The sequence below is a fragment of the Streptomyces sp. NBC_00872 genome, assembly GCF_045161915.1.
In the GTDB taxonomy this organism is placed as follows: domain Bacteria; phylum Actinomycetota; class Actinomycetes; order Streptomycetales; family Streptomycetaceae; genus Streptomyces.
Genome location: NZ_CP108806.1, coordinates 738,508 through 760,551 on the forward strand (window position 1 = coordinate 738,508; position 22,044 = coordinate 760,551).

Below are 22,044 nucleotides of genomic sequence, written 5' to 3' on the forward strand. Positions count from 1 at the left end.
ATCGCACCTACCGGACGAGGTCCCTGACGAGGTCAGGGTGCCAGGCGAAGCGCGGTTACGGCGTCACCTTCGATCTCCGGGAGCCGACAGGGACCGACCGGGGGCCGGCGCGGGCCGACACGGGCCGACGCGGGCCGCGACGCGGATCAGGCCCGGTGCTGATCTCTCAGCACCGGGCCTGACCTATGGTTCCTTCATCCAGCAGTGGTGGTGGTTACGCCGGGTCGATACGGAAGACGCTGCCGCCGATGGCGAGCACGTACAGCTCGCCGTCACCGCCCTCCACGAACGAGATGACCTCGCCGCCGTTGACTCCGAGGTCGCTCTCTCCGGTCACCTCGCCGTCCTCCATCTGCAGAGTGCGGACGGTGCCGTCGCAGTAGTCGCTGAACACGTACTGCCCCTTGAGGTCCGGGATCGCCTCGCCGCGGTAGACGTATCCGCCGGTGACCGAGCAGCCCAGCCCGTTACGGTCGTACTCGTGGACCGGCGGCACATGGTTCGCGGGCTCCGTGCCGCCCCGGAAGGGATGGTTGCCCTCCATCCCGGACCAGCCGTAGTTCTCGCCGCCGTCGCTGTCCGCCGGGGCCCAGTCGATCTCCTCCCAGGCGGTCTGGCCGACATCGCCGATCAGCAGGTCGCCCGTGCCCGCGTCGAAGGAGAAGCGCCACGGGTTGCGCAGCCCGTACGCCCAGATCTCGTCCTTCGCGTTCGGGTCGTTCACGAACGGGTTGTCCGGCGGAATCGCGTACGGCTCGCCGCCGCTCGGGTCGATCCGCAGCAGCTTGCCGAGCAGTGTGTCGAGGTTCTGCCCGTTGCCGTGCGGATCGCCGCCCGAGCCGCCGTCGCCGAGCGCGATGTAGAGGTAGCCGTCGGGGCCGATCTTGATGTCGCCGCCGTTGTGGTTGGAGTACGGCTGCGTCTGGGTGATGACGGTGCGCCGGGTGTCCGGCTGGATACTGCCGTCCTGCACGGCGAACTCGTCGACGGTGCTGGTGCCTTCGAGATCCGTGAACGAGATGTAGAAGTGCGCGAACTCGTTGTCGAACGCGATACCCAGCAGGCCGCGTTCGCCGTCGGTGGTGGTCTCGTCGGATATGTCGAGGACGGGCTGACCGAGCCCATCGTCGCCCAAGACCCGTACGGTGCCCGCGCGTTCGGCTATCCAGACCGTGTCACCGGGCCCGGCCGCGCCGGCGATCGGATTCTGAGCTGTGGCCACTTGCTCAAGCGTGACCTCCGCCGCCTGACGTGGGGCGGCGGGCTCGTCTGCGAACGCCGTGGCTAAGGTGAGGGAAGCAACGAGACAGATGGTGCCGATGATCGCCGAGCTTCTGGTGCGAACTTTCACCGTGACCCTCCTAGAGGCGGCGAATGGGGGGAACCCAGCTGCTTGGGGCAGAGTTGCATGGGCGTCAGCCCGTGCCAGCACGCAACCTGGGTGGGGGGATTGTGTGCCGCTGGCCACGGATGAGGATACAGGGACAGGGGCGGCTTGGCGTAGACCAATGCTCCAACCCTGCCCGTCTCGGCCGTCATCGGTGCGTGGTCGAGAGGACGGTGTCCTGGCTGGCGGGCTGCCGCCGTCACCACCGCCGCTACCAACACAAGGCCGAAAACTTCCTCGCCTTCGCCGGCACAGAGGCAGCCCTCATCCGCCACCGCCGCCTCATGAAATGAAGCAGCTTCCCACGCGTGACACGCCTATGGTCTCTCACATGTTCGAAACGATCCGGTGGCGCTGTCACGTGCGCGCTACCGACCGCCGCGGTGCCGAGCATGTGGCCAGGCGACTTGGGACTCAGTTGGACGGCGCCGTTCAGATCGAGCGCTACGAGCGGTACTGGAAGTTCCCCGAGCTTGCCGAGATGCGACTGGTCTCCCCACTTCGGTGCTCCACCCCGGAGACCGCACTCCTCACCACTCTTCAGTACGCATGGAGGATAGCGACACCCTGGAGCCTCGGAACTCCAGGACCAGGCAACGAGTTCGACAAACGATGACGCCACGAGCGACGGGCAGGCACCGCCCGGTCACTGTCACAGCCATCCGTCATGCTCTGCGGCATGAACGAGAACGCCTTCTGGCAGCTCATCGACGACTGCACCTCGTCAACGCCCGACCCGGATGCCGAACAACTGGCAGCGGCACTGACAAGCCGTCTCTCAGCCGGCCCGCCGGCGACGGTCATCGGATTCGCCGAAGAGCTGTCGTCGGCGCTCTACCGACTGGACCGCAAGGAGTACGGGCACGACCTGTCGAGCGACAGCTTCCTGTACACCCGCGCAGCGGTCGTGGCCGCCGGCCGTGAAGCCTACGAAGCGCTGATCCGCGATCCGCAACTGTTCACTCCCTACGTCCGAGACCTCATCTGGGCAGAGAGCCTGCTCTACGTGCCGGACGAGGCGTACAGACGCATCACGGGTGAAGAGTGGGACCGCAACACCCGCTACTCCTACGAGTCCTACTCAAACACCGCGGGATGGGCCGATGCATAGCCCCGACAGCCTCCATCACACCAGAAGAAACGACATCCAAGGCCCACACTTGGCCGCGCTCCGTGACGCGCCGATAGGCTCCCGCTATGTACGAGTACCACGGCTGGATCACCATCCGTGACAGTGCCGCGGACGACGAGGACGACGGCCGGCTGGCGGAGATCGTCGAGAGTCTCCAGCACCACATCCAGCAGATCGCCGGCCCCTACCTTCTCGACCTCCGGTGGATGAACGGCGAGCCCTTCCTCCATATGGGAGGCTTCTCCAACCACCGCACCTCACCCGAGATCCTCGACCTGTTCAGCCATGTCGGCACGATCGCTCCGGGCTCCTACGGCCTCCTCCACCTGCGCGACGACGAAGATCCCGCCCATGACAACGAGGGCCGTGTCCTGAGGCTGGCCCGCCGCTCTTGCGTACAGGCCGGACCGCTCTGGGCGCCTCCACCTCTTTGACGTGGCATCTCGGCAAAGGCCCACCGCCGCGGTCTCGTTGGACGGGTGGGCGGCACACCCGTTGTTGATCCATTCGATGCGGGCGGCATCCGGCAAGGGTCAGCAACTCGGTTCTGACGCAGCAGTAGACGGCAAGGCCAAAGCAGGTGCGTTTCCTGGTACGAGTCCTTCGCAAGCAAGGTGCGGGGGCTCAGTCCTTGAGGCAGCTTCCCGAGTCGATGATCTGCGTCTCGCCGTTGTTCCCCCAGTACATGGCGACGACGTAGCGGGTATACCGCCACCCGCTGTTCGTATTCGCCTCGGCAAGCAGCTTCTCGCAGCCGGTCTTCTCCACCACATCGGTCAGGTGGGACTGCTGTGCGCGGCCTCCGAGCGGCCCGTAGCCGTCCTCGTGCGCCCACACGTACATCGCCTGTTCCACCGGGTCGAACCCGAGCTGGACGGTGCCTGTACCGAGAGGTTCCAACCCTGCGTCGGCGGCCCTGGCATCCCACGCGCCATACAGGGACTTCACGGTGGCGTCTGCGACGCGGATTTCCTCCTTGTCGCTGCTCGGGATTCCGGCGGTTGCCAGGCCGAAATGGTCACCCCGCCATCTTCCGGCGATCTCGCGGGTGCAGCCGTCGGCGGCGTCCCCGAATCCGAGGACCGACTCGTCGCCTCCCTGCTCTCCGTACAGCCAGTACACAGAGAACCGCCCGTACGGCCACACAGCAGGCTGATCTCTCAGGCGGCGGGAGTTGACCGTGCAGGCGGCCATCTCTCCCACGCGACGGAACATGTCCTGGTGATCTTCAGGTATCTGCGGAATGGGACCGGCGGTGACCACCACGGTTTGCGCCTCGCGGTTGAAGCTGACCTCAGGAATCGCCTTCTCCCAGCCTTTGGTAGCGAGCATCGCTTTGGCGAGGTCCCGGATCTCCTGCGTTGCGGCCTTCTCCTCCGAGGTCTCAGCGCGGGTGCTCGTCGCCCACTCACCAGGCTCCGGCTGGGTCTCGTCGTCGGAGCGGGTGTAGGCCGGGTTGGGCACCGAGGCGAGCGCGTCTTGGACCGACCGGGCCGTTGGAGTGCCGGTGGTCTGCGCGACCGAGGTGGGGTGGGGGTCGGCGCTGACCGGGTGGGGGTCGGCGCTGACCGGCAGTGTGGGCCTGGCCGTCGTGGTCCTGCCCGCGCTGCCGCCCTTCGAGGGGAAGGCGAGGGTACCCCCTGCGATGCCGCCGATGACGGCCGCGGCGGTGATGACGGCGATGACCGTGCGCTTCCGGGACGACGGGCGAGGGACGTACCACATGGGATCGTCCAAGGTGGGCATCTCCCACTCAGCCTCGATGAGGTCGCCGACCAGCGTCGGCTCCATCCCGGCCAACGCCGGGAGAACTTGCGTGGCCTGGGCGGCCAGCAGGCCGGCGCACTTCTCGGCGGCCTCTTGGGCGGTCGGCCGCTCGTCGGGGTCCTTGGCGAGAGCCTTCTCCACGATCTCCCGCAGCGTTTCAGGGAGACGGTCGAGGTCGGGGGCTTCGGACATGACGCGGTACGCGACCACATCCGGGGCTCCGGTGCCGAACGGGAACCTTCCGGTGGCGGCGTACGCGACGAGCGCGCCCCAGGCGAACATGTCTCCGGCTGGTCCGGCGGTGCCCGTGCGGTAGTGCTCGGGGCTGATCCAACCCGGTGTTCCGGTCATCACGCCGGTGCGAGTGACGGAGGTGCCGTCGGCAGCGTGAGCGATGCCGAAGTCCAGAACACGGGGACCGGCGGGGGTGAGGATGACGTTCTGCGGCTTCACGTCCCGGTGCACCACACCGGCTTGGTGGATCGCGGCCAATGCTTGGACTGTACCGGTCGCGAAGGCGTAGAGGCCGCCGCCGGTGAGGGGACCGTGAGCGGTCAGGTGCTGGTTCAAGGTCGGACCCGGTGCGTACGCGGTAGCCAGCCACGGGGCCGCTGCCTCCGGATCAGCCGCCAGCAGCGGTATCAGACAGGGGCCCGTGACACGGGAGGATAAGGCGGCTTCGCGGCGAAACCGGGCCCGGAACTCAGGGTCTTCGGCCTGCGCCGGGTGGATCACCTTCACCGCGACCCGCGCACCCTGCGGGTCCAGCGCGGCATGGACGGTTCCCATACCACCCGAGCCGAGACGGCCGATGATCCGGTAGGGGCCCACCTTCTTCGGGTCGCCTGGACGGGCAGGCAGGACCCGCCCGCCGGAGCCGATAACGCTCACAGGGGTTGTTCCCTTCCATGTGGTTGAGTTGGGAGGAGGGGCTGGACAAAGCACATTTCGGGATACGCCCGGCCAGTTCCTCCAGTCTGACGGCGGATGCTATCCGCACTTCGCCCTGCTGGAGCAGGCCGTCTCAAGACCCCGACCTACGCCTCGTGGGCGAACCCGATCGAGGCGCGCTTCGGACCGCTGAGGCAGTTCACCATCGCCAACTCCACCCCGGACGCCCACGCACGACCGCGGCCTGACCAAAACGCTCCGGGCGGTCACACCGCCAGCGCCGTGTGCAGCGCGTTGAACGCCTCACGGAGTTCCGACGTGGCGATCGGATCGATCTCCATCTGCAAGTGACAGACGGTGTCGTCGCCGTTAGGGGTCAGGCGCACGAAGAAGGCAAAACTGTCCCCGACTGGCTCCGCGTTCAGCGTCAGCGGATTGTCCCGGCCCGAAGTCACCGCCGTCGAAAAGCGGACACCCGACGGAGTGCGCAGGTGAGAGAGCATCCTCGCTGCGAAGTCCGCAGCCTCCGCAGCGCTGAGATCCGCGGTGAAGTCAGCCGTCAGGCAGGAGCTCCAGTCTGCGGTGATCTGCCAACTGCTCCCACCGGTCCGAGCCAGTTCCAGCCACGCATCATCGCTGCCGAGGCGTATCCGCGGCTGTTCCATCGTCGCCCTCCGCCTCCATGCCTGGGCTCAAGATCCTATGGGGCGGATCTCCGTCGTCGGAAGTCGTCGCATGTCGTCCGCCCTCCCCGCAACCCGGCGAACCCTCCCGCTCAGAGCACCAGCTGACTCTTCGCCCCCCGAGGAGTGCGTTATTTGGTGTAACGTTAAGAAATTTCTGATCAGTAACTCAAAATCAGGGATCATTGTGGCTATACGCGTTCGATCACGCGTCGACTTGGAGCGGAACGACGAAGCCCTGCTGAGTTATCCCGAGCGCCCGTATACCGTCCGCATGAGATCCATGTCCGGCGGTCGCATATTGATCGGGGTGGGCGGGGTAGACGTACCGCGCTCCGCCGTGGCGGCAAAGGCGGAATTTCTGAGCGAGTTGCGTAGGGGTGCGATCGAATTCTTTCGAGGTGTTCTCCGAACGTCACCCAAAGAGGAATGGTCGTACCGCCGGGACCTGACGCGAGCCATGCGGCTCGCCGCCTGCTGAGCGAGTCCACTCACTCCAATCCGGCTGAACAAGATTCAAGAAGCGCGGGCAAGGACCGGCGTTCGGCCACTTCCCGGGATTTCGAAACGTTTCCCGTGCGGCACGAGCGCGGCCTGGGGCCTTGCCACCGCTGGGCGGGGCATGTCGTAGGCGCCGGCCCATCGGAGCCACTCCGCGAGAGGAAACCCCGCGGCAAGGCGGAGCCGGACGGCCTGGCCGCGGGGAGGAGAAGCAAGGGCGGATATGGGTACGGAGCCCTTGGCCCGCGCGGGCACCGGGCAATCGGAATCGATGGTTCGCCTCCCTCCCACGGCGCCGGCCTCGCGGCCTTTTCGCTTCCGTCCGGGGAATCGGACCCCGCTAAAACCCTTGGCGCAAGCCTCACGCTCCGTGCATGTCTGAAAACTCCCGTCCACCTCAGCGGCGGGCTTGCGCTGCCCGCCGGGAGGCCGCGAGCCTGTGGCGGACCGGTGGGGCGGGAGGGGGAGGGCGCTATGACCGTCGGCGACGAGGACATACATAAATGCGACATGGAAGTGCCCGTCAGGGCTCGCTTCAACTGCATGATTTTATTCCTGCGTAAAAGATTCGGTCAGTACAAAGCAACGCAGAAATTCGATGAGCGCCTCTTCCGGGTCGATTTCCAGCTGCCTGAGGACGAGGGAAACCTCGTGGTCATGCTCTACTTCCAGAAGGAGGATCTTTACCTTCAAGGGTGGGCGATCGATTACAATGGCAAAAGCAGGTACTTTGCCGCCGAAGGGGGCGTGGTCCCCCAGGAGACAACCCGGAGCGGAAATGGCACCATTTCGCTCAGTTACGGCACGGAGGTCTCGAAAGTCCAGCTGGGGCAGAGGGAGCTGACGGCTCAGCTGAAAGTCCTCCATACTTATCTGTTCAAGGTGGTGAAGGCGGAGGAGCATTCCGGCAGGACCCCGGACGAGAAGGATCTGGGAAAGGCGGAAAAGGCATTCCATACGCTTGCCAGGATGACGGCCGAGATGGCCCGGTTCGATGGGTTCTACCGGAATTTCCTGGGGTTGTGGTCAAGTGGATGGAGTCAGTCGACCGCCCTCCCGATGGACCTTCCAGGAGTCACCAGAAAAGAGACCCAGCCTTTCGAAGAGGCAATAAAGAACTGGGCCAAGCTGTCGAAGAAAGCGCGCGGAGGAACCGATTCCCTGACCTATCAGGGAAGTCCCGTGTCCCAGGCCGAGGCCGAGCTGATCCTGATGGACGGCGCCCGGCACGGCGAGCCGAGGCCCTAGTGCCGCAATCCGATGGAGGGGGTTCGGTGGATCTCGATGCCCTGAAAACGCATATATCGAGTCTGGGGAAGCCGCCGGCGCTACGCGCCGCGGACGACGCGCTTCCCACGCAACTGCGGGACATGCTGGCCACGTTCACGAACGGCACCTGCCAGGGCGCGGCCGGCTCGGGGGAACCGCAGGTCGATGACGAACGTACGAAACTGACGCTCACGCTCACCTGTGCGTCCGCCGCCTGGCCCGCCGATGGGCGTGTGACGCTCACGGTGACCGGTGTGACGGTGACCGTGCCGGCGGAAGGTTCCGTCACCATGACGCTCAGCGGCACGTTCGACCAGGTCGAGGTCGTGTCCACCGTGACCGCGGACGAGGACGGACGGCTGACCGCCGCCGTACGGCCGCGGCAGTCGGGGGCGTTCGCCGGCGCGCTGGAGGATCTGGGCGGACGTCTCTCCGACACGACCGTGTGGCAGAGCGCCCGGAACGGGCTGCGCGAATTCGATTTCGCTCTCCGGGATGTCGCCGGATTCGACTACCGCCTGGTGAGGAAAAAAGGAGCCGCACCGGTCGGCTACGAGGTGACGTCCATGGCGGTCGTCGCCGCGCTCGACATCAAGGCGCTCCCGCTGGACATCGCCCTGTGGCTGCCCGATCTGCGCGTCACCGGTGCGTTGCGCGATCACAAGCCGCTCGATGTCCGGTCGCTGCTGGAGTCGTTCGGCATGCCCGTGGGCGATGTGCCCGGAGCAGCGGCCATCAGCGAGCTGTCGTTCGCCGCCGCCCTCGGGGAGGCGTACATCGTCCGGATGAAGGCCACGGGCGACTGGGAGATCGGCCCCTTCGCGGTCACGGCCCTGTCCCTGGAGCTGTACTACGACGAGGTCCAGAAGTTCGTGGCCGGCGTCGCGGGCACCGTCGAGATCGGTTCATCGATCAGCATCGATGTCTCCGCCGCGCAGCTCGGGGGCGCGACCGGCGGCTGGACCCTCAGCGGCGGCATCGTGGCGGGTGGGTCCATCGGCGTGGGCGAGGTGATCGACGCCTTGCGTCTGCCCGATGTGCCGCAGCCGCTCAGAACGCTGGAACTCACCAGCCTCTGGCTCTCCCACACCACAGGCACCCAGGTCTTCGACTTCCTCTGCCGAGGAGAGATCACCATCGCGGACGGGGTCACGGCCTCGCTCGGGCTGACGGTCACCCGCGACAGCTCCACGACACGGTACGGCGGGACGCTGTCCGTCGACGGCTTCTCCTTCGATGTCGTCTTCGACAAGGAGAAGTCCGGCACCGACATGCTCGCCGCGACCTATCGCGGTGCCCAGGAGGGCGCCCAGGTCGTTCTGCGGGACTGGGTCGCGCACTTCTCCGCCGATCTGGCGGCGGACATCCCCGAAAGTCTGCGCATCGGGCTGAAGGACGCCAAGTTCGTACGGGTCAAGCCCCCGAACGGCCCGGCGCGGTTCCTTGTCGGTATCGACCTCTCGGCGGGCATCGATCTCGCGCAGCTTCCGCTCGTCGGCGGATTCCTGTCGGAGGCGGGCACGCTGAGCGTGGAGAACCTCCAGGTCCTCTACTCCTCCGGTCTCTTCGACGCCGCGACGGCCGCCTCGGTCAACGGGCTGCTGGAGCAGGCCGGGGTGGTGCCCCTTCCGGCGGCCGGGCTGAAGGCGGGGCCGGCCGCCCTGGCCGAGCTGCGGATCGGGCAGGAGACCACACCGGTCGCCCTCGGCCTGCCCTCCGGGTCCCCGGGCCCCTCGGGAGGAGGCGGACAGCCCGCCGCCCCCCAAGCCCCCACCGCCCCCACGGCACCTGACACCCCTGCGACGCCCGACACCCCTGCCCCCGGTGCTCCCCCGGCCCCCGGCAAATCCGGCGCGCCGGTCTCCAGTGGTGTGTGGGTGACGGTGCAGAAGCAGCTCGGTGTGGTCCAGATCAACCGGGTGGGTGTGCTGTACCAGCACAACGCGCTGCTGTTCGCCCTGGACGCGGGGGTCCAACTGGGCCCGCTGAGCCTCTCGTTGGACGGTCTGGCGGTCGGCTCACCGCTGGACAGGTTCGCACCGACCTTCCACCTCGACGGCCTCGGGCTCGGCTACGCCGCTCCTCCGGTGGAGATCTCCGGGGCCCTGCTGCACATCCCCGACGCCCAACTGGCCGACGGGGTGGCCTTCCAGTTCGACGGCACGGCGACGGTCGCCCTGCCGAGCTTCTCGCTGGCGGCCGTCGGCTCCTACGCGCAACTGAAGAACGGCCAGCCGTCGCTGTTCGTCTTCGCCCAGCTGGAGGCGCCCATCGGCGGCCCCCCGCCGATCCTGGTCACCGGGCTGATGGCCGGGTTCGGCTTCAACCGGGAGCTGGCACTGCCGAGCGCCGGAGAGGTATCCGGCTTCCCCCTTCTGATCCTGAACAAGCAGGGGCCCGGCTCCGGCGGGCAGAAGCCCTCCCACGTACTGGACGTCCTGGAGGGGCGTGAGCCGGCCGTGTCCGGTTCCCGGCCGAGGCAGTGGATCGCCCCGCGGCAGGGCTCCTACTGGCTGGCTCTGGGGGTGGAGTTCACCGTGGCCGAGGTGGTCAACGCCAAGGTGCTGCTGGCCGCGGAGTTCGGCCAGGAGCTGGCGCTGGCCGTGCTGGGGATCGCGACCCTCCAGCTGCCGATGCCGGCCGAGTCCGCCACCCGCACCTACGTCTACGCCGAACTGGGCCTGGAAGCGGTCATCCGTCCCCTCCGCGGCAGCTTCGAGCTGTCCGCGCAGCTGTCCCCGGCCTCGTACGTACTGACGCCCGCCTGCCACCTCACCGGCGGGTTCGCCTGCGCGGTGTGGTTCGGGTCCAACCCCAACGCCGGACAGTTCGTGATCACCCTCGGCGGCTACCACCCGGCGTTCCAGCGCCCCTCCTACTACCCCGATGTGCCACGGCTCGGCATCGACTGGGCGGTCAGCGACAATGTGTCGATCACCGCGCAGGCGTATCTCGCGGTGACGCCGTCGTGCGCGATGGCCGGCGCCAGGCTCAGCATCGTCTTCCACGCGGGCGGCTTCCGGGCGTGGTTCACCGCCCAGGCGGATGTGCTGCTGTCCTGGCGGCCGTTCTTCTTCAACGCGCGCATCTCGGTGAGTATCGGCGCCTCTTACCAGGTCGACGTCGGGTTCATCCATAAGACGATCAGCGCGTCGGTCGGCGCGACCCTGGAGCTGTGGGGGCCGCCGACCGGCGGCTCGGTCACCGCGCACTTCGCGTGCTTCTCCAAGACCATCAGCTTCGGTCCCGGGCGCTCCGGAACCGGCACCAAGTCGCTGGGATGGGACGAGTTCGGCAGCATGCTGCCGAAGCCGGAGGAAGTCGTCACCATCGCGCCGGTCAGCGGCGTGGACAAGACCATCGACGACACCGCCGGAAATCGTGGCAACAGCGGGAAGGTGTGGCTCGCTCGCTCCCGCGACCTGCGTTTCTTCACCCAGTCCGCGGTGCCGGCCAGCCATCTGCGGGTGGGACAGGCCCCGCTCGCCTCACCGGAGTCCGGTGACGGGCCGGGGGTCGACATCCGGCCCATGAACCGCACCGGCCTGGTCGGTGAGCACCGTCTGAAGCTGTACTACGAGGACACGCTCACGGCGATGGACGGCTGGACACCGGCCCCCCGCACCCATGCCCTTCCCGCGTCGCTGTGGGGCGCCCCACCGGTCCCGTTCAGCCAGACCCCCGGCGCGCCCAGCGCCGATGTGCTCCCCGGCCGGCCGGTCGGCTACGACATCCAGGCGCCCCGGCCCGAGCTGGCAGCCTCGCGCGGGGTCTTCCCGCTCAGCGAGTACGAGGCGGACGAGATCCCGCCCGGCCTGGCGCCCCTGCCCCAGCACCCCGCCGCCAACGGCGACTTCGTCTCCGTACCCGACAGCTCCTGCGTGGACCTCATCGGGCGCACCGACCGCGGCGAGGCGAGAACCGGACGCGACCAGGTGTACGCGGCCCTGGCCGACGCCAAGCTGCTCACCGGCGGGGGCGACACCCTGACCGCCCTGGCAGCGGGAGCCGGCCACTTCTACAGCCAGGCCCCCATGGCCCAGAACCCGTCCCAGGACCCAGGGAGCCGGACGTGAGCCCGAGCCCGCAGCACCCCGCCCGCGACACCATCCCCGTCGGAGACATCGAGCTGCACGACCACTATCTGCCCGCCCTGCCCGCGGGCGACTACCGGATCGAGGCCACCCACACACTGCGTACCAGTGCGGACGAGAACGCGCAGGTCGTCGGTGTCCCGTTCCGGGCCGTCCAGAGGTTCACCGTGCGCGCGCCCCAAGTGGCCATCGACACCACCGCGGTGGTCGCCAGACAACCCCCGGAGGCCTCCGGGGGCCGCTTCGCCGAGGTCCTGCCGCATCTGGTCCTCGGCGACCCCCTGCTGCCGTGGGAGCGCCCGCTGCGCGGGGCGTCGCGGACCACTCCGTGGCTGGCGCTGCTGGTCCTCACCGACGACCAGCTCATCGGGGGCACGACCGCCCCGACCCGCACGGTCTCCACCACGGTGGGCGGCTTCCTCGCCCCCGACCCCGCCGTACTCAAACCCGACCCGCCTCTGGAGGCCGACATCGGCCAGGACGATCCGTGCGACTTCATCGAGGTCCCCACGGCGGTGTTCCCCGAGGTGGCGCCCCGACTGGACGAGATGCGGTACCTGGCCCACAGCCGGGGCGCCAACACCGGGGACCGGCCCATCCTGGGCATCGAGGAGGACGGACTGTTCTCCGTCGTCGTCGCCAACCGCTTCCCGGCCGCCGCCCCGCCCGGCTCACCCCCCGACGCCGCGACCAAGAACATCGTGCACCTGGTCTCCCTGGAGGGCCACGAGAGGATTCTCGTGGACGATCCGGACTTCCAGGGCCGTACGTCGGTCGCGCTGCTGTCCCTGTGCAGCTGGTCGTTCTGGGCCTACCCCGACGGCAACGCGCACTTCCGCGCCCTCGCCGAGGGGCTCACCCGCACCCCGGACGGCTCCCGCCCGGCGACCCGCGAGGAGATGTGGCTGAAGCTCACCTCCCCGTACCAGGACACCGGCGACACCCCGGCCGCCCGGCGGCAGGTGGCCCGGCGGATCAACGACGGCTATGTGCCGCTGCCGTATCTGACCCGGTCGGGCGAGACCACCTACGGCTGGTACCGCGGGCCGCTCACCCCCGTACTGCCCCTGGCGACCGACCGGGTGGCGACGGCCACCACCGCGGACTCCCTCATCGGCTACGACCCCGCCTGGGGCAGCTTCGACGTGTCGCTCGCCACCGCGTTCGAGACCGGCCGGGCGCTCGCCCTGGCCGACGCCCCGTTCGCCCAGCACCTGATCGCGTTCAAACACGCCACCCGCGACCTCGCCGACACGCTCTACCACCAGGCCACCAGCAGCCATCTGCCGCCGGACCTCGGTGACCCGCGGCGGCCCTCGACCGCGCGCGCGGCGTTCGGCACGCTCCTCGACGGCCATCTGCTCACCACCCTGGGCGCGCCGCCGACAAGCCCCGACGGCACATGGTCGCCGCCGGCGCCCGCGGCCCCGCCGGGCGATCCGACCCAGGAACTGAGCGACTTCCTGCGGTCCGACGCCGCCCGCGCGGCCGTCACGCGGGCGCTGGAGGAGGACGACGGCCTCAAGGAACACCTCACCCCCGTCGTGAACTGGCTGGGACGGCTCCTGCTGCTCCACCCCGTGCCGTTCACCCATCTGGTGCCCGACGAGCGGATGCTGCCGCCGGAGTCGCTGCGCTTCTTCCACGCCGACCCGAACTGGCTGGACGCGCTGGTCGGCGGGGCCCTCGGCATCGGCGCGCAGTCCAGCCGCGACACCCTCCAGGACCGGATCGTGGCCGCCGCCGTCCGCGCGGCGGCGGCCTCCGAGGCGGCCGGGCACCGCGATACCCAGCGCGCTGGCCCCGACGGCGAGACGCCGGACACGCCGGCCCCGGCCCCCGGTTCCGTCTGCGGTCTGCTGCTGCGCTCGGCGCTCGTCTCCGGCTGGCCGAATCTCGCCGTACGGGCCAGCGACCGGACCGGCGAGCCGCTTCCGGTACTGCGGATGGACCATCTCTCGCCCACCGTGCTGCTGTGCCTGTTCGACGGAGTGCCCGCGGCGGTCGAACTCGGGGAACCCCAGGAAGGTTTCCGGTTCGGTGTCGAGGACGACGGTCTGATCCCGCTGCGGAACATGCTGCCGTCGCCGCACTCCGGCCGGGACCTGCCGCTCGGTGAGCAGCTCGGCCCCGATGTCACCTTCCCCGTCCTGGACCATCTCCGCCCCTCCGCCGACGGACACGTCCGGGTCCTGGACATCGGCTCGCTCGTCCCCGCGCTGGCAGCCGCCCTGGACGCCGCGCACGGCACCACCGTCGGCCCGGTCGGCCCCGCCGATCTCGCGATGCAGATGGTCAAGGTCCCCGAGGCCATCCGTTTCAACGGTCCCGAAGGAGGCTGATGATGAGCACTCGCCCCGCCCTCGTGGTCCCCGTCTCCCTCGACGCCCTTGTGGTGAATGCGGCCCTCCTGCGCCAGGACGGCTTCCGCACCTGGCGCCAGAACTACCTGGCCCTGGACGACTACGAGAGCCCCGAACCGGACGAGGGCGACCGGCAGAGCAACGACCCGCTGTTCGCACACACAGGGGTTCACCTGCACTGGACGCTGCCCAGAGGGCTGCGCCACGGCGTCGAGGACCCGGCCACCGGCGAGGTCCGCTACCCGCTGGTGCCCAACCGGTGGCTCGTCACCCGCTTCAGCGGCACCACCACACGCCGCGCCAAGGCGTGGGTGATCGAAAGCGACTGCCCGCACACGCCCTACGCCCGCCAGGAGGACCATCCCGTCGAGCACTCCAGCCCCTACCTGGTCACCGCCGACATCCTCCGCGACTGGCGGGCGAGCCCCGACGCCTACCGCAGCGCGAGGACATCGAACGCCTCCCAGGTCCATATCGGGCTCGCGTTCCCGCTCACCGACACGACGCCCTGGACGGAACGGGCCGCGCGGGACCCGCTGTTCCTCACCACCATGAACACCGGCGACCCGTACTTCACCACCTACACCCCGCACAACACCAACGTCTTCTCCTTCCTCGACGACCTCTCCGACCTCACCTCGGCGGACACGCTCGGCTATCAGGTCATCGGCTGGTACTCCAACCCGGACGCCGATGTGCTCGCCTCACGCCCGCCCGGCACCTCCTACGCCGACCAGCTCGCACACCTCGGCTGGCAGGACCCGCGCCTGACCGGCGACCCCGCCCTGGACCCCTCCGTCGCCCCGGCCGTCCGCAGCCTCTACCGGGGCCTGGCCCTGACCGTCCCCTGGAATCCGGCCGCCACCACGGCTCCCGCCCCCGACCCCCTCCACACCATCCAGGACAACGGCGCGCTCGACGTCGCCATCGGCAACACCACCGAGGACGCCTTCACCGCGCTCGCCGGACACGCGCTGCACGCCGCCGGCGCCCGGCCCGCCGCCGCGGACATGCAGCTGCTTCGCGCGTTCCTGCACAACCTGCTGTCCGTCGCCGACGAGAAGGGCGGCGACGAGCGGGTACGCCGCGGTGTCCACGGCGCCTCGTTCGGTGCCTCGTCGGGGGGATACCGCTGGACCGTGGCCCCGCCGCCCGCCGACGCGGCGGACGGGGGAACGACGCCGGAGCCCTTCACCCCGCCGGGCTGGCTGGCCACCCTCAACGAGGACCAGCGGCGGCTGGACGAGCAGCTCGGCGAGGTGCACGCGCTCCAGTGGCGGCTGAACGCCCTGTGGCTGAAGAACGGCCTCGCCGACGTACTGTTCCCGCCCCCCGGCGACGCGCCGGACCAAGAGCTGATGCGGGCGGAACTGGACCCCACCCGAGAGGGGTCCCTCGCGCACACGGTGCGCGTGAAGACCGTCCAGGCCCGCGCCCAGGCGGCCGAGGTGCCCCAGCCGGACCGGTCCGGGCCCCATGCCAACGCCCATGACGCGCTCCTCGCCGGGATCCGCTCCTTCGCCCAGGCCAAGGGGCTGGCCGAGGGCGCCACGCTCAAGGCCGTACCCAGGCCCCCGTACTGGCACAGCGGCAACCCCGTGGTGAGCCTGTCCGGGATCCGTCCCCCGGCCGATGCCACCGTCCCCGACGAGGCCGTGCCCGTACGGCCGCTCACCGACGACGCCTCCCCGCTGGTCAGCGCCGTCACGATCCGGGGAAGAGCCGTCACCGCGGCACCGGGACAGGGCCCGATGCCCGCCCTCCCGGGCCTCGGCGCGCTTCCGCCCGAGGTTCCCGGGCTGCTCGCGGAGTACTTCCTGCTGGACCCGGGCAACGCCCCCGCGCTGGCCGGGTCCACCGGTCTGACGGTGGACGAGGTCACCGCCGCCCTCGCGGCTCACCGCCCCGCCGATTACACCGGCGCCCTGCCCGCGCTGGGACTGGACCCCTGGGCCCAGCCCTGGGAACCGCTGTTCATGGAGTGGAAGGCCGCCTACCGCCACATCCCCCACACCGTCGGCGACCGGCGCTGCTGGGCCTTCGACGGCACCGACTACCGCTGCACACCGGACGCGGCGATCGAATCGGAGCCGGTCACCGTCAAGGGCATCTCCGCCCTCGGCCCGCACCCCCGCTCCCTGTTCGCCGCCCGGCTGAAGGAGTTCGTCTCCCACCACGGCTCCACCGACCAGCGCGCACAACTCGACACCTGGCTGTCGGCGATCGGCGACTGGGGCTTCCTCGCCCAGGAGCTGACCGGGTTCAACGACCGCCTCGCCGCCCGCGACACGCGCGCCTTCCGCCGCCCCACCGCCCACGACACCGGCTCCCCGGACATCGTCGGCCTCGCCGGCTACCCCGACGCCGAAACCGAGGACGGCCTGCCCGCCCGCTACCGGGGCCGGGTCACCAGCGTCCCCTACCTCCCCGGAGGCGACAGCGCCACGTTCCACGAGACCCGGCAGGGACAGATCTACATCGAAGAACTCTTCCTCTACGACAAGTTCGGCCGCGTCCTCGACGTCGTGAGCCCCGACCTCCAGTACGGCGGCCTGCACGACTACCGGGGCTTCCCGCTCACGATCGACGACGCCCTCACCACCGAGACCTCGCTGGTCCCCACCGTCGCCGCCGTCGCCCAGCTGCCGCCGCGCCCCCTCCAGCCCGCCCGGCTCGACTTCGAACTCCTCGACGGTCCCACCGGCACCCGTGTCGTGGACACGGCCGCCGACCCCAGCCCCGTCGCCGGCTGGCTCCTGCCCAACCACCTCGACCACAGTCTGCTGCTGTACGACCCGACAGGCCGGCTCCTCGGCACCTACCGGCTGCTCACCGGCCCCGACGGCCTGCGCACCGGCCAGTGGGAGCCCCCGCCCGACGGCACGGTCACCACCCTCGACCAGGTCGAAGCGCTCGCCCCGGCGGTCGCCGGCCTCCTCCGCTCCCGCGGACTCGCCACCGAGGCCAACCTCACCGCCTTCCTCGATGTCATCGACTCCACCCTGTGGACCACCGACCCCCTCGGCCGGCGCGCCGACCAGAACCTGTCCGTCCTCATCGGGCGGCCCCTGGCCCTGGTCCACGCCCAGCTCCGGCTGACCCTCGACGGACCGCCTATCCGCGACACCGGCTGGGCGGCCACCCTCGACCCGCCACCACCCGCCTTCACCTCCCAAGAATTCGCCGTCCGGCTCGGCGACCAGCCCGCCCGCGACGACGGCCTCATCGGCTTCTACCGCGCCTCCCCCGACGGGGGTTACGACTACGAACGCTTCGACAGCGTCACCGCTCCCGACGGCGAGCAGGACCACATCACCCGGATCGGCCAGCCCGGCACCGAGAACCCCCCGCAGGACGCCAACTACCTCCGTCTGACCTTCGGCGACCCCGCCCCCACCAGGCTGCTCCTGCTCCTCGACCCGCGCGCGGCCGTCCACGCCGTCTGCGGGATCACCCCCACCGCCACCGTCACTGTCCCGTCGCGGCACATCGACGAAGCACTCCGCCATCTCCAGGCCCTCTTCCGCTTCGGTCCCGTCCTCACCGGCGAACACGACCGCACCATCACCTTCCCCCTGCCGGGCGGCAAGCACGGCACCTGGTCCTGGCTGCGTCCCGGTCCGGCGCCGGGCCCCTGGACGCCGTACGAACTGGCCCAGCCGCTGCCGAACGCGCAGTTCGAGGGCGGCCCCCACCTGCTCGAAGACGGTCTGCTCCGCTTCCTCACCGAACCCGAACCCGAGCAGGAGCAGCAGTAACAACAGCAGCAGTGACAGCAGTTGGAACCAGCTAGGAGCAGCAGTCCGACCTTTCCCGGTCCCGTTATGTATCTGGAGGCCCCGTCATGCCCGACCAGCCCAACCTCCTGCTCGGCTACCGCACCTCCACCAGCCCGGCACCGCTCCAGGCGAGCAGCCCGGGAACCCCCACCCAGGGCCGTGTCAACCTCGCCGTCACCGACGACCAGCAGGATGTCTACTGCGACCAGATCCAGATAGCCGTCCCGGCCGACGATCACGGCGGGGGCGCGTACTTCACCGAGCAGCCGAACTTCTCGACGAGCAGCGGCCAGTGGACCGTCGCGTCCCTCCTCCAGGTGACCGGTGAGGAGCTGGGCCTGGCCCAGAGCGGCAAGTTCTACCGCGCCACCTTCCGCTCCGCCGACGAGGAGTACGACCTGATCGGCGACACCCTGGACTTCGGCCTCAGCGGCCCGCTCAGCGCCTCCACCGGCCCGCTCGCCTATTACCTCCAGGAGCACTCCGGCACCACGCCCGACCGTGACGGCTACACGAAGAAGTCACGCGTGCTGACCCTGACCGTCACCGAGCCCGTGTTCTATCTGCACAGCTTCCTGGCGCGCGGTGAGGGCGAGGCCACCGTCCCGCGAACGAAATTCACCAGCGGCAGTTCCGTCCGCCTCACCTGGGAGAGCAACGGTACGTACTTCCGGCTGTACGACGGCGACGGAGATCTCGTCCAGGAAGGGCCCGAGACCTACTGCCCCATCGGCTACGGCGTCATCAGCATGGACACCACCTTCACGCTGGTGGCGTCCATGTCCCCGGAGACCGAGGGGGGCGGCTTTGAGCCGATCTACCAGTACGCCACCCTCACCCTCACCATCACCGACCCGACCCTGGAGGGACTGACCGTCCGGGACGACATCACGGCCCGTTCGGGGCTCGACGTGAGCGGGCGCATCTCCGCCGGCAGCGATATCACCATCGACGGGGATACCACCGTGCGCTCCCGCCTCTACGTGGAGGAAACGCTGAGCGCCCTCGGCGACCTGAGCGTCGACGGCGACACCACGGCCCGGGGCAGGCTCGACGTGAGCGGATACCTGACCGTGGAGGACTCCCTGACCGCCAACAGCGATCTCACCGTCAACGGCGATCTGACCGCCAACGGCTATGTCACCGCCGTCAGCGACGACAAATACGTCCGGATCCGGGAACTACGCGGCCCGTACGGCGAGAAGATCTCCGTCAACAGCTCGGTCGACGTGCTCTCGGACAACGACTTCGTCATCCGGGAAGGGCTGAGCGTGGAGAAGGACATCAAGCGCGGCGGCAGCGGAGTCCTCGCCGACGGCGACGACATCGGACTCAACAACACGTACTACGAGGGCTGGCTCTACGCCACCATGTTCGTCAGCGACAACCGCCGTACGACGGCTGTGTGGAACCCGGGCGACCGTGTGGTCGAGTCCTCCTGGCGGGTCTCGCGCGACTGAGACCGCGCCCTCTACGGCCGTTCGGTCATCCGGCCGTGCTGCCCCTGATCGCCGATCACGGCGCCCGGCACGACCGCGAGTGCGAGGACGCGTGTACGTGCCGGGCGTCACGGGCCGGGCGGGGCGTCGAACACGCCCCGGGACCGGTCAACTCACGATCGCAGCCCCGACGTCAGAAGCGGCTTCGGGCAATTCGGGGCCGTGTCCGGCGAGGAGAGGTGAGGAGCGAGGGTCCGGCCGTCGGCCTCATCGCAGTGCCGGTGTCCGGACCGGATTTCCGCGTGGACCTGACGCACTTGCTCACTGCGTCGGGCGTGGTAGTCGGCGAGCCACCCTCTCACCCCGGCGCCCGATGTGTCCGACTCCCCCAGTGCGACGGCGTCCTCCAACGCGTGATGCACACCCGACGCTTCAAGCAGACGTGCCGGATGCGCGGTGTCGGCGACCAGGGCGATCCTGCCGGATGCCCAGGTTGACGTCTTCTCCCGCCGGCGGACCGTCCACGCCCGCCAGTACTCCCCCATCGTCAGAACGTTGCGCGCCGCGTATCCGATCTCCGGAAAGGCCGCCAGCACCTGTTCCAGATCCAGTCGCGCGCCGAAGAGGCGGGCACCGGTGTGACAGTGCCGTGTGGCGGAGATACTCAGATACCCGTAGTCGGGCAAGGGGTAGTGCGACACATGCCAGCCGCTCCCCACCCAGGAAGTGGCCGCGGCCTCCTGCCGTGCGCCGACCGCCGATTCCATGGGAACGACGGTGCGATAGACCGCGACTTCCCCTTCTGAGACATCACCGGCCCACTCCGAATCCTTGGGGGCGATGGAGCGGGCGCCATCCGCGAGGATCAGAGCGTCCCCCGTGACAGTGCGTCCGTCGGCGAGCGCGACCGTCACCGACTCACCGTGCTGGGTGTAGCCGACCGCGCGGCTGTCTGTGCGCAGTTGAACGGAACCCACATCCCAGCAGGCTTCGAGCAGCGGTTCGTACACATCGAGCCGGTGAGCCGTCGCGTGAGCCGGGCACGAGCGCCGACGGCACCCGGGTAATGCCACCGAGGTGACCAGTTCCCCGGTCGAGCCGTCCATGACGTGGAAATCGTCGATCATCAGCGACCGTTCCCGTACAGCGTCCCCGACTCCCAGTTGGTCCAGCAACTGGAAGGTGCGGGGCACCAGCCGGACTCCCAGCCCGCCTTCGGTGAAGACCGGTCGCTGCTCCAGCACAACAACGTGATGGCCTCGCCTTCCCAGAGCAACCGCTGTGGCCAGACCACTGATGCTGCCGCCAGCAACCAGAATTCGCATGCCTCGATGATGGTCCCCGAGGGGCGGATCGGGCGATTCGCCCAAGCAGCATGTGTCAGATCCTGTCGGAGAGGTGACACGGATCGAAAGGAAGATGTTTAACCAACCCCGCGCCCGACTCGTCCTGGTTGTAATGAGTAGTCCATACGCTCCATCGAGGCCATGCACTGGCTCCAGGGGCGAACGCGTGCCCTGGCGGCGGCTATCACCTGGGCGACGTGCGCGGCCGCCGCCAAGGTCATGTGCCGGTGCCAGCCGTCGGAGCTTCGCCCCTCGTAGTCGAAGGTCCCCACATGTGACGCGGAGCTCGCGAAATCCCGTTCGACGCGCTCCGGGAATTTGGCGAGGCGCAGCAGAACCCCCAGGGGAGTCGCCGTCAGGTTCGTGAGCCAGCTGTGCACCGCCTGCCCCTCTCCGGAGTCCCACTGCCCGAGCAGCAGCAGCGGCCGGCCGCCCCATTCCACCCGGACGCCGGCGACCAGGCTGGTACGTACGAGACCCGTCGCCGGGTCCGTCCACTCCACGGGACGCCGTAGCATGCCGTTCTGGCGAAGCAGTCGGGCGGCGGGAAGCGAACGGCGCGCATGCCCCGGCCCCTGGTCCAGGGGCAGATGGGCCGGTACGGCGGCGAGCAGGGGCGCGCCCACTCCCATGTACCGATCGAAAACCGGGCGCAGATCGGCCCCCGGGAGGTTCAGGACGACCGGACGAGGCCCGAGTGGATGCTGGTCGACTCCCAGAGTCGCCGCCGCGACGCACTCCGCGATCTGTTCGCCGTCACGCAGCAGGTTCCACTTCACCGGCACCGTGGCGTCCTTCGCGACCCCCCACACCCCGATGGCCTGCTGCCCTCTGGACGATTGCGGGCCGGACGTGTCGTCAGGACCGGCCCGGTGAAGGCGCTGCGTCCTCCCCTTGGGGACCGGCACCGATCCCACCACCCAGGCGGCGAACCGTAACTCGTTGTCGGCATAGTGCCGAAGGGCCGTGCTGAGCGGTTCCCAGTCCCACGTGGACGAGGCTATGAAGTGATGGAGACTCTGCGCCAGTTCGGGGCCACCGACATGAGAGGCTATGTTCCGGACCGACTTACGGCCCTCCGCCGCGACCAGTCCGCGCAGATACTGGTCCCCCCTGAGCCGTTGGTCGCTGCGGGGCAGGTGGGCGAAGAGCGCCCCGGACAGCTCGCACAGGACACCGGCGTTCCTCGGGACGGACGACACGGCCGGCGGTGAGGTGACAGACCTCCCGGATCGCACTGTTCGCGGCGGATTGCGCATAAGAAGTCCCCAATGACTGCTTGGTGTTCCGGATGTGACGCGGAGTGCCGCACAACAGGACGCCACGGTCGAGTGCGGCCGGCTCCAGATGGAACAGCCCGCACGACCCGTACGGCAGCGCACAGTACGCCACG

Annotated in this window: 13 protein-coding genes and 1 pseudogene; 9 read left to right on the forward strand and 5 right to left on the reverse strand. The window is 69.2% G+C overall.

What is annotated here, in order from left to right; translation table 11 throughout:
* Positions 1–214: 214 nt before the first annotated feature.
* On the reverse strand, positions 215–1,351 hold the full coding sequence (locus tag OG214_RS03175; RefSeq protein ID WP_405983687.1) for a PQQ-dependent sugar dehydrogenase: 1,137 nt from the start codon (positions 1,349–1,351) through the stop codon (positions 215–217).
* A 367-nt stretch (positions 1,352–1,718) separates the two neighbouring features.
* On the opposite strand from OG214_RS03175, the gene OG214_RS03180 reads away from it, so the two are divergent.
* From OG214_RS03180 to OG214_RS03190, 3 genes are all read left to right on the forward strand, one after another.
* Positions 1,719–2,003 carry a hypothetical protein gene (locus tag OG214_RS03180; protein ID WP_405983688.1) on the forward strand — a complete coding sequence of 95 codons (285 nt, stop codon included), beginning with the start codon at positions 1,719–1,721 and terminating at the stop codon, positions 2,001–2,003.
* A 63-nt stretch (positions 2,004–2,066) separates the two neighbouring features.
* Positions 2,067–2,498: a DUF4240 domain-containing protein gene (locus tag OG214_RS03185; protein ID WP_405983689.1), complete on the forward strand. Its 432-nt coding sequence runs from the start codon at positions 2,067–2,069 to the stop codon at positions 2,496–2,498.
* An 86-nt stretch (positions 2,499–2,584) separates the two neighbouring features.
* Positions 2,585–2,953 (forward strand): Imm7 family immunity protein, encoded by a 369-nt coding sequence (locus OG214_RS03190; protein ID WP_405983690.1) that lies wholly within the window; start codon positions 2,585–2,587, stop codon positions 2,951–2,953.
* 190 nt (positions 2,954–3,143) lie between these two features.
* Here OG214_RS03190 and OG214_RS03195 read toward each other — a convergent pair whose 3' ends face one another.
* Positions 3,144–5,177: a serine/threonine-protein kinase gene (locus OG214_RS03195; RefSeq protein ID WP_405983691.1), complete on the reverse strand. Its 2,034-nt coding sequence runs from the start codon at positions 5,175–5,177 to the stop codon at positions 3,144–3,146.
* A 138-nt stretch (positions 5,178–5,315) separates the two neighbouring features.
* Between OG214_RS03195 and OG214_RS03200 the strand changes: the two are divergent.
* Positions 5,316–5,528: pseudogene (locus OG214_RS03200) on the forward strand (hypothetical protein); the annotation flags it as partial.
* On the opposite strand, the gene OG214_RS03205 reads toward OG214_RS03200, so the two are convergent.
* Complete coding sequence (locus OG214_RS03205; RefSeq protein WP_405983692.1) at positions 5,444–5,842, reverse strand: hypothetical protein; 399 nt, start codon at positions 5,840–5,842, stop codon at positions 5,444–5,446. The pseudogene OG214_RS03200 and the gene OG214_RS03205 overlap by 85 nt on opposite strands.
* Positions 5,843–6,835: 993 nt before the next feature.
* Here OG214_RS03205 and OG214_RS03210 point away from each other — a divergent pair.
* The 5 genes from OG214_RS03210 to OG214_RS03230 all read left to right on the forward strand — a co-directional run bounded on the left by OG214_RS03210 (position 6,836) and on the right by OG214_RS03230 (position 19,326).
* Positions 6,836–7,609: a ribosome-inactivating family protein gene (locus OG214_RS03210; RefSeq protein ID WP_405983693.1), complete on the forward strand. Its 774-nt coding sequence runs from the start codon at positions 6,836–6,838 to the stop codon at positions 7,607–7,609.
* A gap of 26 nt (positions 7,610–7,635) precedes the next feature.
* Entirely contained in the window at positions 7,636–11,706 is a 4,071-nt protein-coding gene (locus OG214_RS03215) for a DUF6603 domain-containing protein (RefSeq protein WP_405983694.1), read from the forward strand.
* Positions 11,703–14,066, forward strand: a complete 2,364-nt coding sequence (locus tag OG214_RS03220; RefSeq protein WP_405983695.1) for a hypothetical protein — start codon at positions 11,703–11,705, stop codon at positions 14,064–14,066. Before OG214_RS03215 ends, OG214_RS03220 begins: the two co-directional genes overlap by 4 nt.
* A gap of 2 nt (positions 14,067–14,068) precedes the next feature.
* Positions 14,069–17,845, forward strand: coding sequence for a hypothetical protein (locus OG214_RS03225; RefSeq protein ID WP_405983696.1), 3,777 nt, complete (start codon positions 14,069–14,071; stop codon positions 17,843–17,845).
* A gap of 86 nt (positions 17,846–17,931) precedes the next feature.
* Positions 17,932–19,326 carry a hypothetical protein gene (locus OG214_RS03230; protein ID WP_405983697.1) on the forward strand — a complete coding sequence of 465 codons (1,395 nt, stop codon included), beginning with the start codon at positions 17,932–17,934 and terminating at the stop codon, positions 19,324–19,326.
* Between the two features lie 152 nt (positions 19,327–19,478).
* On the opposite strand, the gene OG214_RS03235 is transcribed toward OG214_RS03230, so the two are convergent.
* Positions 19,479–20,630: an FAD-dependent monooxygenase gene (locus OG214_RS03235; RefSeq protein ID WP_363083088.1), complete on the reverse strand. Its 1,152-nt coding sequence runs from the start codon at positions 20,628–20,630 to the stop codon at positions 19,479–19,481.
* Between the two features lie 98 nt (positions 20,631–20,728).
* On the reverse strand, positions 20,729–21,853 hold the full coding sequence (locus OG214_RS03240; protein ID WP_405983698.1) for a transposase: 1,125 nt from the start codon (positions 21,851–21,853) through the stop codon (positions 20,729–20,731).
* Positions 21,854–22,044: the final 191 nt, after the last annotated feature.

Excerpts from the sequence above, each read along its gene's own strand:
- OG214_RS03180 (WP_405983688.1), top strand. The coding sequence starts at position 1,719 with ATGTTCGAAACGATCCGGTGGCGCTGTCACGTGCGCGCTACCGACCGC.
- OG214_RS03185 (WP_405983689.1), top strand. The coding sequence starts at position 2,067 with ATGAACGAGAACGCCTTCTGGCAGCTCATCGACGACTGCACCTCGTCA.
- OG214_RS03235 (WP_363083088.1), bottom strand. The coding sequence starts at position 20,630 with ATGCGAATTCTGGTTGCTGGCGGCAGCATCAGTGGTCTGGCCACAGCG.
- OG214_RS03205 (WP_405983692.1), bottom strand. The coding sequence starts at position 5,842 with ATGGAACAGCCGCGGATACGCCTCGGCAGCGATGATGCGTGGCTGGAA.
- OG214_RS03190 (WP_405983690.1), top strand. The coding sequence starts at position 2,585 with ATGTACGAGTACCACGGCTGGATCACCATCCGTGACAGTGCCGCGGAC.
- OG214_RS03210 (WP_405983693.1), top strand. The coding sequence starts at position 6,836 with ATGACCGTCGGCGACGAGGACATACATAAATGCGACATGGAAGTGCCC.
- OG214_RS03225 (WP_405983696.1), top strand. The coding sequence starts at position 14,069 with ATGAGCACTCGCCCCGCCCTCGTGGTCCCCGTCTCCCTCGACGCCCTT.
- OG214_RS03230 (WP_405983697.1), top strand. The coding sequence starts at position 17,932 with ATGCCCGACCAGCCCAACCTCCTGCTCGGCTACCGCACCTCCACCAGC.